General features: G+C 63.7%; 10 protein-coding genes and 2 pseudogenes. 4 read left to right on the top strand and 8 right to left on the bottom strand.

Going from position 1 to position 14,371, the window contains the following annotated elements:
• Positions 1 to 48: 48 nt before the first annotated feature.
• The 3 genes and pseudogenes from EQ874_RS20785 to EQ874_RS20775 form a co-directional block, all read right to left on the bottom strand.
• Positions 49 to 1,851 carry a hypothetical protein gene (locus EQ874_RS20785; protein ID WP_129978006.1) on the bottom strand — a complete coding sequence of 601 codons (1,803 nt, stop codon included), beginning with the start codon at positions 1,849 to 1,851 and terminating at the stop codon, positions 49 to 51.
• Complete coding sequence (locus EQ874_RS20780; RefSeq protein ID WP_242496854.1) at positions 1,848 to 3,344, bottom strand: site-specific integrase; 1,497 nt, start codon at positions 3,342 to 3,344, stop codon at positions 1,848 to 1,850. The genes EQ874_RS20785 and EQ874_RS20780 overlap by 4 nt, the downstream gene beginning before the upstream one ends.
• Positions 3,345 to 3,381: 37 nt before the next feature.
• Positions 3,382 to 4,230, bottom strand: a pseudogene (locus tag EQ874_RS20775) (class I SAM-dependent DNA methyltransferase); the annotation flags it as partial.
• Positions 4,231 to 4,853: 623 nt separating this feature from the next.
• Here EQ874_RS20775 and EQ874_RS20770 point away from each other — a divergent pair.
• The 4 genes and pseudogenes from EQ874_RS20770 to EQ874_RS23285 all read left to right on the top strand — a co-directional run bounded on the left by EQ874_RS20770 (position 4,854) and on the right by EQ874_RS23285 (position 8,451).
• Positions 4,854 to 7,580: a hypothetical protein gene (locus EQ874_RS20770; RefSeq protein WP_129978004.1), complete on the top strand. Its 2,727-nt coding sequence runs from the start codon at positions 4,854 to 4,856 to the stop codon at positions 7,578 to 7,580.
• Between the two features lie 163 nt (positions 7,581 to 7,743).
• Positions 7,744 to 7,884 (top strand): recombinase family protein, encoded by a 141-nt coding sequence (locus EQ874_RS23385; RefSeq protein WP_277986195.1) that lies wholly within the window; start codon positions 7,744 to 7,746, stop codon positions 7,882 to 7,884.
• Positions 7,881 to 7,994, top strand: a pseudogene (locus tag EQ874_RS23380) (recombinase family protein); the annotation flags it as partial. The gene EQ874_RS23385 and the pseudogene EQ874_RS23380, both read left to right, overlap by 4 nt.
• A gap of 64 nt (positions 7,995 to 8,058) precedes the next feature.
• A complete protein-coding gene (locus EQ874_RS23285) occupies positions 8,059 to 8,451 on the top strand; it encodes a helix-turn-helix domain-containing protein (protein ID WP_242496853.1) in 393 nt (130 codons plus the stop codon).
• A 545-nt stretch (positions 8,452 to 8,996) separates the two neighbouring features.
• On the opposite strand, the gene EQ874_RS20760 is transcribed toward EQ874_RS23285, so the two are convergent.
• The 5 genes from EQ874_RS20760 to EQ874_RS20740 all read right to left on the bottom strand — a co-directional run bounded on the left by EQ874_RS20760 (position 8,997) and on the right by EQ874_RS20740 (position 14,246).
• Positions 8,997 to 9,779 carry a hypothetical protein gene (locus tag EQ874_RS20760; protein WP_129978003.1) on the bottom strand — a complete coding sequence of 261 codons (783 nt, stop codon included), beginning with the start codon at positions 9,777 to 9,779 and terminating at the stop codon, positions 8,997 to 8,999.
• Positions 9,780 to 9,904: 125 nt separating this feature from the next.
• Positions 9,905 to 10,579 carry a hypothetical protein gene (locus EQ874_RS20755; protein ID WP_129978002.1) on the bottom strand — a complete coding sequence of 225 codons (675 nt, stop codon included), beginning with the start codon at positions 10,577 to 10,579 and terminating at the stop codon, positions 9,905 to 9,907.
• A gap of 117 nt (positions 10,580 to 10,696) precedes the next feature.
• The gene (locus tag EQ874_RS20750) at positions 10,697 to 11,893 is read right to left on the bottom strand and encodes a hypothetical protein (protein ID WP_207213598.1); all 1,197 of its coding nucleotides are present in this window, start codon (positions 11,891 to 11,893) and stop codon (positions 10,697 to 10,699) included.
• 164 nt (positions 11,894 to 12,057) lie between these two features.
• Entirely contained in the window at positions 12,058 to 13,077 is a 1,020-nt protein-coding gene (locus tag EQ874_RS20745) for a hypothetical protein (protein WP_242496865.1), read from the bottom strand.
• Positions 13,078 to 13,082: 5 nt separating this feature from the next.
• Positions 13,083 to 14,246 (bottom strand): tyrosine-type recombinase/integrase, encoded by a 1,164-nt coding sequence (locus EQ874_RS20740; RefSeq protein WP_242496864.1) that lies wholly within the window; start codon positions 14,244 to 14,246, stop codon positions 13,083 to 13,085.
• Positions 14,247 to 14,371: the final 125 nt, after the last annotated feature.

Raw genomic sequence — 14,371 nt, 5'->3', positions numbered from 1 at the left:
ACAGGGTCAGATCAGTGGAGGTCGTCGGGGTCGCGGAGATGTGCGGCCTCATCCGTCGAGCCTCCGGCTCAGCAGCCGACGGACCATCTCTCGGTCCTCGTCGGAGGCAGCACGGCGTGCGTGGACGATCTCGGCGGTCGTGGCGTTGGACGTGAGGACCGTGCGCAGCCGTGCGTAGTGTTCGGCGAAGTCCCGGTCCCACCGGGTCGGCGTCACCACGGTCGCGATGTCGTCGAGTGCGTCAAGGAGGACGACCAGTCGCGGCAGATGCCGTGGTGTGATCACCGCGTTGCCGCATGCGAAGCACGCGAAGAACGAGGCCGGGCACGGTTGACCGGCCTCGTCGGCGAACGGGCTGCCGAAGAAGTCCACGCAGGCCGCGGTCGGTGTGTCCAGGCGTCCCGCCAGGAGCAGCTTGAGTGTGTGGACCGGGACATCGAGGGCTGCGGCCGCAGCTTCCGGGTTCTGCCTCGTCTGCTCGACCTCGCTGGCGTTCATCGCGCGGACGTGAATCGAGGCGTGTGCGTGTACGACGGCATCGTTCAACCCGGCGGTGATCGTCTCGGCGGCTGCTTCTGCGGTGAGCGGGTCTGGGCGGCGGTAGATGTTCTCGCTCTCGGTTTCGGTGTTCTGTCGTGCTGTCTGGTTCAAGACCTGCTCGGTCAACCGGAGACGCCGGAACGTCCAGTTCGGGCCGCCGGCGGTCCGGCTTGCGTTGGATGTGCCGAGGCATGCAGTTGTCCACTCGGTGCGGAACGGACCGTCAGATGTGAGGTTCTTGTTCCGGTGGGCGACCAGCAGTCTGTCGGAGGGGTGGCCCATCCGATGCAGTGCGTTGCGGCACGGTTGTGTGAGTGTGACTGCACGTTCCCAGAGTCTTCCGGCTTCGCCGGCAAGGATCTCGTGGGAGTATCGCCGGGATCCTCGTCGGGGCTTGTCCACTCCCACGGTGTGAACGGGGTCCTCGGTGTCCGGGTCCGATGCCCGGAACGAGTCGACAGTCAGCGCGTTCATCACCGACAGGTTGAATCCTCGCTCACAGACGAGTAGGGCCATCAAGCTGAGCACCTCATCAATGCTCGGGAACAGTGCGTGCGCCGGGTTGGTGACACCGCGCAGGTCGAAGCAGTCTTTTCGGCGCACCGCCCAGGCCAGGTACGGGGACGGCATCATCCCGGTGCGGGACAGGTGAGCCAGCAGGGAACCGGCCGTCCACCGTGCGCCCTGAACCCGGAACGACGGGGCATCGGCCGGTTCGTCGCCGTCGAGGTAGCGCTGCATCACCGAAGTGTTCGTCTCGATTCGGCGAAGTGCTTGGTTCACACGATGATTCGCCGCAGTGCGGATGGCAGTGAACTCGTCACGGGTGTAAGCGTCATTCGCCGGGAGACGCTTACGCGGTTTCACGGCCTTCGCGCGCATCGCTCGACGGGTCGACTGCGGCAGCGTTGTCGCCTCCGACAGCAGGGCCCGCATCATCGTCACCTGCCCGGGCCAGCGCGTGTGCTTGTCCTTCTCGGACCGCCACGCCCACCACACTTCGGCATTCATATCGGCCAACGAGACGACGTGCGGATGGAACTCGGTCAGGTAGCGGGTCAGGTGTTTGACCGTGCCAGCGGCCGCTTCTGCTGTCGCGACGGATTGCCAGCGCCCTCCCGGTGCGATTCCGCTGGCGAAGGCACGGATGAGATCGTCGAGAAGTGTTGGTGCTGCAGAGACATCGGTGAAATCGAAGACCTTGCTGCGGCCGTCAGGGTCGACGAAGCTCACCTGCCTCACAGAGTCGTCGACCAGGGACGGTCGGGCGTACTTCGTGGGCGGCAACGCTGCCGACGTTGACGCGCTCATCGCTGCCCCGCGCTGTCCTGGATTCGGGGCGAGAATTGGGCGACTCGGGAGACGAGGTCGTCGATCAGTGACCCGTCGGCCGGGTCGGAGTTGAGGAACAATTCGACCTGCAGTCCGGATACCGGCTCGAGATAGCAGTCCCGGGTCGTTGCCAGGTTTGCGTGCCCGAGCATCGTTTGGACGAGCACCCACGGGTCGCCGAACAGGTGCCGGAACTCGCGGCGTTCCTCCGCAGTGATCCCCATCCGCCTGTCGTGGGCGTAGATGAGCGCGACCAGCATTCGTAGTGCAAATGAGTGCCGCAGCATGTGCGGGTGGCAGCGAATGTCGACCCCAAGTCCGTGGCAGCGTGCGTTGGCCGTAGAGAACACGGCCTCCCAGGTGCGGTACGGCAACGGCAGCCCGGCTTCCGACAGCCACAGCATCCACGGCTCGAGACCGTCCTCACCCTCGACGAAGAAGTCGAGCCGGTCCTTCCAGTCGAGGTTGTCCAGGGGCACGGTGCCCGGCCGACCGGCACCGTCTCGGTAGTGGACGATCCGGCGGTTGTCGACCTGGTCGACAACCTTCTTTGTGGTGATCGTGGTGTAGCGGCCTTCGCGCTGGGCGCGGTGGACGGCCTCGCGTCGGGTCGACTCGCGATAGTTGTCGATCAGTTTCAGGGTGCGGCCCGAGATCCAGAAGTCCCGTCCTCGCCCGCCCTTGGCTACCGATTCGCCGACTCGACCTCGGGCGTACTGCAGATCCGAGGCGAACGACGGCAGCTCGTCGAGCGCCAGAGATCCACCTTCACGGAGCCGTAATCCACTGGACCACAAGGTTTCCGCGAGTGCGATGTTCCGGCCGTCGTTGCGGCCGCGCCACCGCTCGTCCCGCGTACCGTCCGGAAGGTATCCGCCGAGTCCGATGTCGCGCCACCGCATATATGCGCGGGGGGTCAACCACTTCACCCGGGTCGAACGCACGCTTTTCGGCAGCAACTCCGGACGCAGGCTCGGCGGCCCGGAGCGTTTCCTCCGGTCGACCATCACCACGGGCGACCGGCTTACAGTGCCTCGGTACTGCTGCCAGCTGTAGAACTTCGAGATCGCCGCAAGCTCCCGCGAGAATTTAGCCGCACTCACACGTCGGGGATTGCGGTCGTCGCGCCTCCGCCAGAACTCGAAGTCGACAAGATCGTCCCGCGTGGCCTCCCGCCAATCGAGCTTTTGAACAGCGAGGAACGACAGGAACACCTTGAGGTCCATCGCATACGAGGCCTGGGAGTCGGTGGCCAGGCGCTTGAACGTGTCGGAAGCGAAGAACAACGAGACGTCGATGTCCGGTTGACCGGTCGGGGGCAGCAGGAACGGCTGGCCGGGACGGATTCCAACTGCAGCTTCTCGTGCATCGATCGTTAGCGCGTACTTCAGCGCCACAGCGGAGGTCAGGCGCCGGCGGCTAGGCCGCGCATAGGCCAGTCGCCATCCGCGTGTCCCTCCGCTCTGCTCCACAGCAACACACACTGCCACAACACACCGACATTTTACGGAACGGCGGGTTGGACATGCAGAAGTCGAACTTCCTGTCCTTGAACGCATCCTCCGTGAGGGTGTTGCCGAAGGCGATGTTGGTTGCGTCGTGGCCCTTGGCAAGCAGGTCGGACTTGCAGATCGCGTACGACTGCCCGTTGTACTCCTGCCCGTACAGGCTCAGCTTCGCGTCCGGGTTTTGTTCGAGGAGGTGTTCCTCGGCCAGCGCGAGCATGCCGCCGGTGCCCGCGGTGGGGTCGTACAAGGTGCGGATGATGCCGGCCTCGGTCAGGTCGGCGTCCTTCTCGGCGAAGAGCAGGTCGACCAGCAGCCGGATCGCGTCCCGCGGGGTGTAGTGATCACCGGAGGTCTCGTTCGCGGCCTCGTTGAACTTGCGGATAATGTACTCGAACGCATCGCCCATGTCGGCGTTGGAGACGACGTCCGGATGCAGGTCGACGGCCTTGAAGGACATGATGACCTCACGCAGCAGCTCCGCCTTGTCGAGGGCGAGGATCTCCTTCTTGAAGTCGAAGTACTCGAACACGTCGACATCGGACGAGAACCGGTCGATGTAGTCGGCCAGGTTATCCGCCAGCCCGTCGGCGTCTTGGAGGAGGTTGGCGAAGGAGTAGTTCGAGATGTTGTAGAACGGCCGCCCGGTGGCTTTTTTGACCTCGACCTTGAGCCGGTTGGGGTTGTCGTACTTCGCCGCGAGCGCGTACACGGTCTCCCGGTCGGGCTCGAGGATGCAGTCGAGGCGGCGCAGGATTGTGAGTGGGAGGATCACGTTGCCGTACTGGTTGGGGCGGTAAGGACCCCGAAGTTGGTCGGCGATCGACCAGATGAAGCTACCGAGGGTGCTCACAACGCTCCTTACGAGGCTCGCTTCACGATGAAACTCGGACGCCTTGCGCGAGCCTGTACCTGGCGCCCAAACAGCTAACGCACGGTCTGAAACGCCGGTACGTCACAGAGCATCATCGCGCATGACGAGACGGGTGGCGGGTCCGGCCGGGCAAGGTGTCTCACCCGTGCCGCCGCAGAAGGATCTTGCCACTGGTCTGCATAGATGCGACGTCTCGAGCTGGGTACGGAAAGGCGTGGCCTGGGCTTCAAAGACGCGTGCGGCCGCCACCCCCGCCCGCGCCGGCGCTGGCGCCGTCATACAAGCAGATCACGACCCGAAAAGACTCGGTCAACTGGCGCGAGGATTTCAGGAAACTGTCCGATCAGCCCGTGAAACCCGCGGACTCATGGGTGCTCGGTTCTGAACGCCGCTCTCGTTGTGATATCCGCCTGCCTGTCGGGAAAATCGTCGGCGGCATAGTCCTCGCGGCCGCTGCGTTGGTCGCGTTTGGCATACCGATCTTTGGTATCAGTCAACTGAGATCCCGGTCCTGCCACCCGACGAGTAACGCACTCTTGGAGCTCATCAAGAATCCGGTTCCTTGATCAACAAACCTGCCTCTGTGACATAACCTCGACACCGTGACCTACGACCTCGCTCGGCTCGGCAGCACTCGCTTCGAGCACCTTGTACAGGCACTCGCACTCGACCATCTTGGTCACGGGGTCGACATTTTCGGGGCTGGCCCAGACGGCGGCCGTGAGGCAACCTTCCGCGGCGAGGTCAACATGGAGGGTAAAGGCAAATGGAACGGTTACGGCGTCATCCAAGCGAAGTACCGGGAGCGGCTGACGACCACAGCAGCGGATCAATCCTGGTTCTTCGAACAGGTCACCGCTGAGCTCGATGCATGGATCGACCCAAAGAAGAAGCGCTATCTGAACAAGCCTGATTATCTGGTCCTCGTAACTAACGTCCCCCTCACGTCAGTCGCATATTCAGGCGGGTTGGACCGCCTCGAACGACTGTTTGCGCACTACCGCGACTTGACCAAGAAGCTCCCACCACCAGACGGGAGGGTCCTCAAGATCGGAATGCCCGACTTTAGGGACTACGCCGTGTGGCACGCCGAGTACCTGGACCGCCTGCTGGAGAACAACGGCGAGGTACGCCGTAGTTACGCAGATCTGGTGCTTCCGGGCGATGTGATCTCGCGGCTGTATGAGCAGGTCACTGAATCCGACGAACGGCTCGCTCACGCATGGATCGGTCACGTCACCCGAACGCTCAATAGCGACATCAAGGTCGAGCTCGGCGAGTCCGGCGACAGCACGAACTCACCGTTGTCTCTCGCGGAAGTTGCTATTGACCTCCCCTCTTCCCTTGATCCTCGGCACGGGACGCCGTCACAGGCGTTGAGGTTGCTCGTCGAGCAAGGCGATCAAGTTCTGTCCCCCGCACTCAAGCCCGCTGCGCGGGACCGAATGGTGATCTTGGGTGGCCCTGGTTCGGGCAAGTCCACCTTGTCCCGGCTGCTGTGTCAGATGTATCGAGTTGCGCTAGTGCAGGAGGCAGCATCCGGCCGAGTCACACAGCAGATAGCGGAGCGAGCAGGGCAGATCCGCGAAGCGCTCGATACCGCTGGCCTACCCACCCCGACCTTGCATCGACTCCCCGTTCGGGTCGTATTAAGTACCTTCGCAGACGCGGTGAGCCGCTCCAAGAGGTTGACCCTGCTGCAGCATGTTCTTGACCTGATCAACCACCGCGGCTCAGACCCCATCAACGTTCCAGAGGCCAAGCGACTACTGACGGCCTGGCCCCTGCTATTGGTGCTCGATGGCATGGACGAAGTCGCCTCCGCAGACAACCGCCGCGAAGTGTCTACTCGGATCTCGGACTTCTTGAACGAAATGGCCGCTCTGAAGGCGGACGTTTTCACGATATGCACGTCGCGGCCAATCGGGTTCGAACGCGACCCTGACATTGACTATCAAGAACTGCACCTAACCCCGCTGGCTCCGAGCGATGCGATGCACTACGCCTCGCGGCTGTTGGCAAACCGATTTGCGGACAATCCTGACCGGCAAGAACAGACACTCGAGCGACTGGACGCAGCATCGCGACGTACCGAGACGGCCCGACTGATGACGTCGCCTCTACAGGTCACGATCTTGAGCCTTCTGCTCGAGCAGCGGCGTCAAGCCCCCGCCAGCCGATACTCGCTCTTCAAGAGCTATTACGACGTCATCTATGCGCGCGAGTGCAATAAGCCTGCGGGAATTGGTGATGTTCTGGAGGCCTATCGACCCCAGTTTGATCAACTTCACGAACGGTGCGGACTTGCCATTCATGCTCGTGCCGAGCGCGCCGGCGAAGCCGAATCTATCCTGCCGGTGGAAGAACTCGAGGCTATTGCCCGCAACCTCCTTGAGTCTGATGGGTACCGCGAATCGGACCGAGACGAATTGATCCAGCAGATACTGCATCTCGCTCAACAGCGATTGGTGCTCTTGGTCCCAAGGATGGACGGCCTGGCATTCGAGGTCCGAAGCCTCGCCGAATTTTTTGCCGCTCGGTGTCTGATGGCGGGTGAAGACGCCGCCGACAAACTCCAGCTACTCATCCCATCGGCACACTGGCGCCACACCTGGTTGCTCGCGGCTGGTTACATCTTCGCGGATAGACTCTATCTACGAGACACGGTTCTATCCCGGCTGGCGGCTTCAGACCACAGCAGCGCGGTGAACCGTCTCGTAATGCCAGGTGCGGGTCTAGCAATCGATGCCCTTGAGGATGGGTTCGCAGCCAACACGCCGAGATTTGAAGAGGAACTAGTAGTCACCGCACTCCGGCTCGTGACAGGCCCCATCGGAAGTCACATCACGCGGCTCGTCGACGCACTGGTTCCATTCATGGAGCGTTCCGTAGACCTGAACCGGACGGTATGGCGCGAAGTGGATGCCCTGCTCGCTGACCAAAACGCAGGATCGACGCGAACATTCCTTGTCAGCCTTGCGGCGACAGATTCTGACGCGATAGCAACTCGCGCAGCCAACACTCTTGAGAAGTACTCCGAGCGGTTTACCAAGACGGCTCCCGCAGACGGAACCGACGATGCGTCGACAACGGAAACTATCCGGGCAAAGCTTGTCGAAGCGGGGCTGGCTGATCCCGGTCGAACCGACCAGCAGTTCCTCGACGCCCTCACTCGCAAGAGTTTCGATGGCAGCGAATCCGAGCGATCACTACTTGCGGCTCGAGAGCTCATCGTCGAGAACTGTCAGGACAATCCCAGCCGCAGATCGAAGATTCGTGCATCGCTGGCAGAAGCGATAGAACACGACAACGTGGGCCACGCCCTATGAGTACAGAAGAGATCCGAGGACTGTCTCGTTCCTTTGGTAGTGGGACGATGTACTTATGCGCGTTTACCTGTGTGAAAGGCCAGGAAGGCGCGTCTCAAAAGTTGAGTCCATAACTGCGTGTCGAAACCAGGGTGCGGACACAACTTTCAACACTCTCCGACGCATGGAGCTGGGCCATGCGCGGGTGTCGACGACCAAGCAGGACCTCGACCGGCAGATCGACGCACTCACCGCAGCGGGAGTCGACCCGCAGCGCATCTACGTCGACCGTAAGTCCGGGGCCCCACCGATCGGCCCGGGTTGACGGCGCTGCTCGAGTACGCCCGCGACGGGGACGTCATCGTCGTACACGCTCTCGACCGGTTGGGGCGCACCGTGCGGGACACTCTGAACCTGATCCACGATCTGCACGAGCGTGGTGTGGGGGTGCGCAACCTCGCCGACCCGATCCGGATCGACTCGTCGGATCCGGACGCCGATGGCGCAGCTAGCGGTGGTGCTGCTGGCGCTGTTCGGGCAGATGGAACGCACCTACAGCCTCGAATGCGCCGCGCACGCCCGCCAGGTCGCGACCGCGAAAGGCCGCCGGATCGGCTGGCCCTCGGTGGTCTCCGAATCCCAACTCGCCCACGCCGTGCAATTCCGCGACGCCGGTGCTACGGCCGCGGAGATCGTCGCCAAGACCGGGCTGACCCGCTCGACCCTCTACCGGCACCTGCCGACTCGGCCGGCATATCCGGTCACCGCCGCCACACCCTCGCTGCCTGCCCGACCCCGACGGTCTCGGTCGAGCCCGACACAGCAACCGAATCGGCGGATCGGCTCGAGTGCCCGAACTGCGGATACCGGCCGCAAACGCGCCGGGAGATGATTCCGCACCTCGACGACCTCGACACGCTCTGGCTACATCTCGACCCGGCGGGCAGGTCCGCGAGGGTCGGCACTGTGCGCACTGCCAGCCCCACGAGCAGGTCGGTGGCGGTCAGCTGCACGCGCTGCGGGGTGGGTCGCTGATCAGCGGTATCGACGCCGATGGTGAGCTGCCTGCTGCGATTGTGCGGTGGCTCAAGGATCGGGGCTGGGCCACCGGTACGAACCTGGTGTGCGACAGCCACGGGTGACCGAGTCTCCGTGGAGAGCTTCATTGTTCGGCTATTGGCTGGCTATGGGCTCGTCACACCACCTCCGTCGGCGCCGGAGGCTATCGCTGAAGTCGACACGAGGCTGAACCTGCGTGCTGGTGGTAGGGAAGATTCTGGAGGCACACTGGGAAACCCCGAGGAGTCCAGTAGGTCGTAGTAGGTCGTAGTAGCCGCGGTGCCATCGGTGTCACGCAGCATCACACCACCGACATGTGCCAGAGCCGGCACACCGACGCCATGAATTCCGAGAACACCAAAGTCCCGAAGTGCCACATCAAGGCAATGCGATCCGTTGTTCGATACTCTTGTTCTCACCGTTCTCTTCCCACTCGAAGGAGACGGTGGCAGCAGACGCCGTACCCGACGCCACCCACATTGGCCACGCAAAGTCCGACCGCGGGATCAGATCGAACGCGTGTGCCGCTTCCTCGCTGTTGAGCATGTTTTCGGTGAATTCCCCGAAGTGCACTGTGAGGTTCTCTGCGGTGACGGTGTCACTCAGGTTCTCGACCACCATCTTGTAGCGGTTGGTGAACTTCGGGGCGCCCGTTTTGTCGACACCGGACTGTTCGCGCTGCTTGTCGATCCGTCCGCGAACCTGTGCGCTCTGGTTGAGGTTGGCGATCGTCACCTTCCCCAGCCTGAGAGACTCGAGGTCGTGCTCGAGCGCGTTGCGCACCTGGAACATCAGGTCGTCGGTACCGGTGTACGCCCCCAAGAGCCCCTGTGTTTGAAGCTGCGCCTGAAAATCGCGGAGTCGTTGCAGTTGGTCGAGATCGGCGTCTCGCGGGATGGCTTCGCTGGAAAACCAGACATGCACGGGCTTGCCGGCGTCGGCTGCCCGCATGATCTCTTCCGCGGTGCCGGATACGGCGGCGTCGGTCGCGGTCCCGAGGCGACTGTCGAAGACGGCCACGACGATGTCACAACTGTCGACAGCCTGGGTATTGATGATGTTCTGCGGCGCCGCGCCGAGCAATGGTACTGCGTTGTCTTCCCACCGCCAGGGGACGAGCACAGTCTGCGTGGCCTCCGCGCGAGAGGCATTCCACGTCATGATCGCTCGTTGGATAGCGTCCCGTTCGGGAGCTGTGTCGCTGGGAGAGGCGATGAGGACTTTCAGTACATGTGCGTCAAAGGGCATGCCCGGACACTGCCACAGACCACGGACAACACCGGCGGTCAGCAAGGTCGGGCTCGGAGGAGCGCCGGAACGTTGCTGCGGGTGCGAACCCATTCTTCGATGACGGGATCGATCCAACCGAGCAGCTCGAGCAGTTCGGTATGCAGGCCGCCTATGTTCTGCCCAGTGCCGGCGATCTGAGTCGCGTGGATGGGCTCGTGGTGCGCGATGCGGTTGCGGAGAGTGTTGAGGTGATCGAGCCGGGTGTAGACGGTGTGACGTCGGCGGGGCTGCAGGTGTGGATACGCCAGGCGCAGGCAGGGGGTCCACAGCGTGGCTTCGTAGCTTCTGGCGTGGAGGAATCTCCAGAAACCGAACATCAGCTCGGCAACGATCCGACCGGGCAGCTCCGGGCGTCCGCCGCGGGTCGCGCGCTTGCGTGCTTTAACGATGTCGTCCTGGGATGCCGGCCCGAAGACCGAGTGGAGATACCAGGGGGTGCCGCCGCCCTGTCGGTCGCTCCAATTTTGGAGCTGGTTGTGGCAAGCGTTGCGTAGGACAACCTCAAGGTAGCCGAGGTCTTCGAACATCGCAGCGCTGATGCGACCGTTCCACTCGTAGAGATCGAGTGCCCGGTCGAGGTCACCGCCGCCCGCGGCCCTGTACGGTGCGAGGCGTTCGGGGGTGAGCAGCGTGTGGAGGCTCTGGATCAGGTCGGTGGAACGGTTGTGCATCTCACTCCGTGGTCTCTACGGGGTTCTCTGGAAGTGTTGTATGATCTTCTGTGAAGACCCCGGATCGGCCTCTGCACCAGGTGCATGTCACCGGGGTTTTGACATTCCTTAGCCATGTCAGCCAGTTCGTTGAGTATCGAGAACCTGGTTTGTCAGCTCGATGGTGGACAGGTACACCCAGAAGATCCAGTCAAGGTAGAAGTCGTCATAGTCACGTTTTTGCTTGGCGTCTTGGTGGCGCACGTGGAAGTTGTTGGCGAGGTCGAACAATGCTCCACGATCACTTTTCGCGAGCGCGTCGGTGAGCACGCCATGGCGCCGTTCCTCCAGAACGAGGGCGAGTGCAGCCACGGCGGACCGCTTTTGATGTCGGTCGCTTCCCCGTTCGCGGAAGAGTGCAAGCGCATGACGCACTTGGTCCGCTGGCTCCCCTTCGGAACGAGCGGCAACAGACTGGGCCAGGGCGGTACGCGCTTCGTCGGTCACGGTCACCAAACGGCCGACATCGTCGCCATTTTCGGCGAGCCGTAGTCCCAAGGCGCTGTTGTTGAAGAGCTTGTTCACCCGCCATCGATAGACAATGCGACCCACCCTGATATCGAACTTTCCATGATGCCAGCCGCATTCGCCGTAGTCGTGGTCGAAGCGCGTGTTCGGTCGCGCGACTTGATCGTGCAGCAACTCCACAATGTCGTAGAAGAGATCGATGTTATCGGTGAGACGGTCGGTGTCGAGGGGCCAGATCCCTTCTGACCCCAGCTCTCTGTAGATCAGGGTGTGGATGGTGTCGTCGCGCGGGTCGTCGACGCAGTCCTTCCCGAACCGGTTCTCGAGGTACCCCGCGTTGTCGAGTTCACCTATGAGGGAGACGAACTCACGGACCAGTGTCGGCATCTCCAGAGCTGTGGCCGAGAGGGTTTGCCCTGCTTTTCGCGCACTCCAGTAGCGTCGCTGCGGGGGCGGATCTTCTCGGAGCTGCTCTGCACCGGCCATCAGCAGCCGCAGATACTCTTGGCGGGGCGTCAATCGACTGGTGGCCCTGGCAACCTCTTCTGTCCCCCATCGGCCAGGGTCGACAACCGCGGGTACGTCGTGAAACTCGCTCAGTGGTCCACTTCGATATCCCCGGATGAAGGCATCTTCGAGTAGGAGCGCGCAGTCATCATCCCAGCCTTGAACGTCGCGCATGTTCAGCAACTTCGCAGCCTCCGCTTTGAAGAGATCACGGGGCCAGACGAGCTGGTACTCGGGCTCTGAAAATCGCGGGTTCACCAGTTGATTATCGATATGCCTATGTCCGGCGCCGTCAGGCACCCCACTTGATGATGAGGATCGACGAAGGTTCGATGAGCTTCATCGACCACTTTCGTGGACCCCGTTATCCCCGGGGTACCGGTACGCGTTCGAGTCTATCTCGGCCAACGTTGCTATGCGTGCACTGCGTGCGTGCGTGCATGCATAGCGCAAAACGTCCCTGGTCACAGCCCGTCCAGCACGGCGAGTAGTTCGTCGAACAGCGCCTCGGCGCGGTCGGCGATCTCGTCGAAGACAGCGTCGAGGTCTTCGAGGCGGTCGTGGTCGCGGCGGCGGGCAGCGGTGCCGCGTTCGTAGTAGGACTGGTCGAGTTCGATGTCGGGTTCGATCCACGTGTCGGTAGCGTCGCTGCGTGTACGTACCGGCAGCGCCTGACGGATCGGGACGCGGCCGGACACATAAGCCCGGACCAGCGCGGACACCGACTGAGCAGTCATGTGCTGCAGCATGATCGGCAGGTGCCCCCAGCGGTCGATCGGCAACAACAGCGGCTGCCGCGCCTGCCGGGGCATGAGAGGTTCCTGGATCACGTCGATCGGGTCGGTCAGCTGCTGCCGCAGCAGATCGGTGCTGGGATTCCGGTCGAGAAACGTGTGGATTTCCGCCCAGCGTTCATAGATCACCACCGCCGGATTCTCGCCGTTGTCCGGGTCGGGTGGCACGTGGAAGTGCTGCCCGTCGCCGGTAGTGACGAGGAGGACCTCGTCAGGGCGAATCGTGAGGTCGCCGCGCCGCAGCCGCGCCACCTCAGTGAAGGTCATGCCGGTGGCGGCGAGGACCAGCAGCAGGGCGTCGCGGCGGCCGAACAGCCCGCTCGGCCAGCCGGTGGTGGGCAGCTCGACCGCTTTCTGCACCAGAAGGCGTCCGAGCCGATCAAGACGCGAAGCGCGGGCGGTGTCGAGGTGCCGGCGCACCGTCTCGGTGCGCCCCGGGGCCGGGTAGCCGTGATCGGTGTGGACGGCGTTGATCGCCGACAGGCGACGTCGCTGCGTTGCGACCGCGGCTGGGTGCTCGTGCAGGAACAACGCCAGGGTCTCCGCGGCGGCGGGGATCGGATTGCGATCGGCGGCCGCGCACCAATCCGCGAACAGCGCCCAGTCATGTCGGTAGCGGACCGGGATGCGTAGGCCGAGGTCGGCATCGTGAACCTCGTTGCGACGAGAAGCTTCTCGTCCCATGACCATCGCTGTCACAATCCGAGGTTCGTCACAGCGTTCCCGATCAGGGGTGCGTGTTCGCGGGCGTAGGTTTCGAGCATGGCGGGGGTGGTGTGCCCGGTTTGGCGCATGATCGCGTGCGCGGAGGCGCCGTTGCGGAAGGCCTGGGTGACGAACCCGGCCCGCAACGAATGCCCACCGAGCTGTTGCACGATGTCGGGGTCGTAGCCGGCCTGTTCGGCGCGGCGGCGGATCACCTTGTGCACCGCCGCCCCCGACAGGGCGGTGTCGGAGAGGTTGCCGTTCTTACGGATCGCCCGCAACCACGGCGAGGACGGCACCATGCGCGGCCGCGAGCCGCGGCACACGTGCGCCTCGAACGGCTCCGCATTCCGGAGCAAGCGGATGACGGCCGGGCGGCCACCGGAGTCGAAGGCGGCGACGACCTGCGCCCACCGCAGCCACGCACACGGCGGACAACTCGTGTGGGAGTGGGTGAACGGCAACGCCCGGACACTCCCCCGCCCCTCCTGATCGGTCTTCGATTTCCGGAGGCGGATGTGCAACCCGTCGAGGCGGTGCAGCGAGACGTCGTTGCAACTCAGTGCGACGAGTTCGCTGCGGCGGAACGCCCCGGCGAAGCCGAGCAGCAGAATGGCACTGTCGCGGCGTTCGAGGACCTCCGCGGCCCAGCCGCCGCAATCGGCGCGCATCTTCTCGACGATGGTGACGATGTCCGCGGTGAGCAGCGGCGCCCGCGGCGTGCGCGGCCGCTCCCCCGCCGCGGCGTAGTCCCGCCGGATCCCGGACAGGGTCGCGGCCACGAGCTCGTCCGCCCCGGGAGCGGGGTGGCCGGCACGGCGGTGGTGGTAGCCGATCCCGGCGACCCACCGCGCCAGGGTCGCCGGCGAGTACGCCCGCTCCCCCGCCTCCGTCACCGTCGACGCCGCCTCGAGGAGATAAGCGGCGACCGTCAGCGGATGCGCCGGCAACACCACATGTCCTTCCCGCCGGCACCACGCAGTGAACCGCGCCCAGTCCGCGGCATAGTTCCGGCGCGTCGACTCCGAACGCGACCGCCCCGCTGTCCCGGCCACCTTCGTGAGGGTCTCGGCCGGCAACACCGGCACGGACGGCGCAGCTGGGTCCGACGAAGTCGGGACAGGCGGCGAAGAGTCGTCTGGGCGGCGGCTGATCAGGTCGACGGGCACGAAACGGGAGCCTACCGGCCCGTACCGACGCTCCCGAACGGGAAAACGCGCTCAACAGGAGTTACACGGTCGATGGTGCGCTAATGGCAATTAGCAGAATCAATCCCGCA

Origin of the sequence: Rhodococcus sp. Q1 (assembly GCF_004153645.1) — a bacterium.
Lineage (GTDB): Bacteria > Actinomycetota > Actinomycetes > Mycobacteriales > Mycobacteriaceae > Rhodococcus > Rhodococcus gordoniae.
The sequence above is the reverse complement of the archived record's forward strand: the minus strand, read 5'-3'. Positions and strand labels throughout refer to the sequence as shown.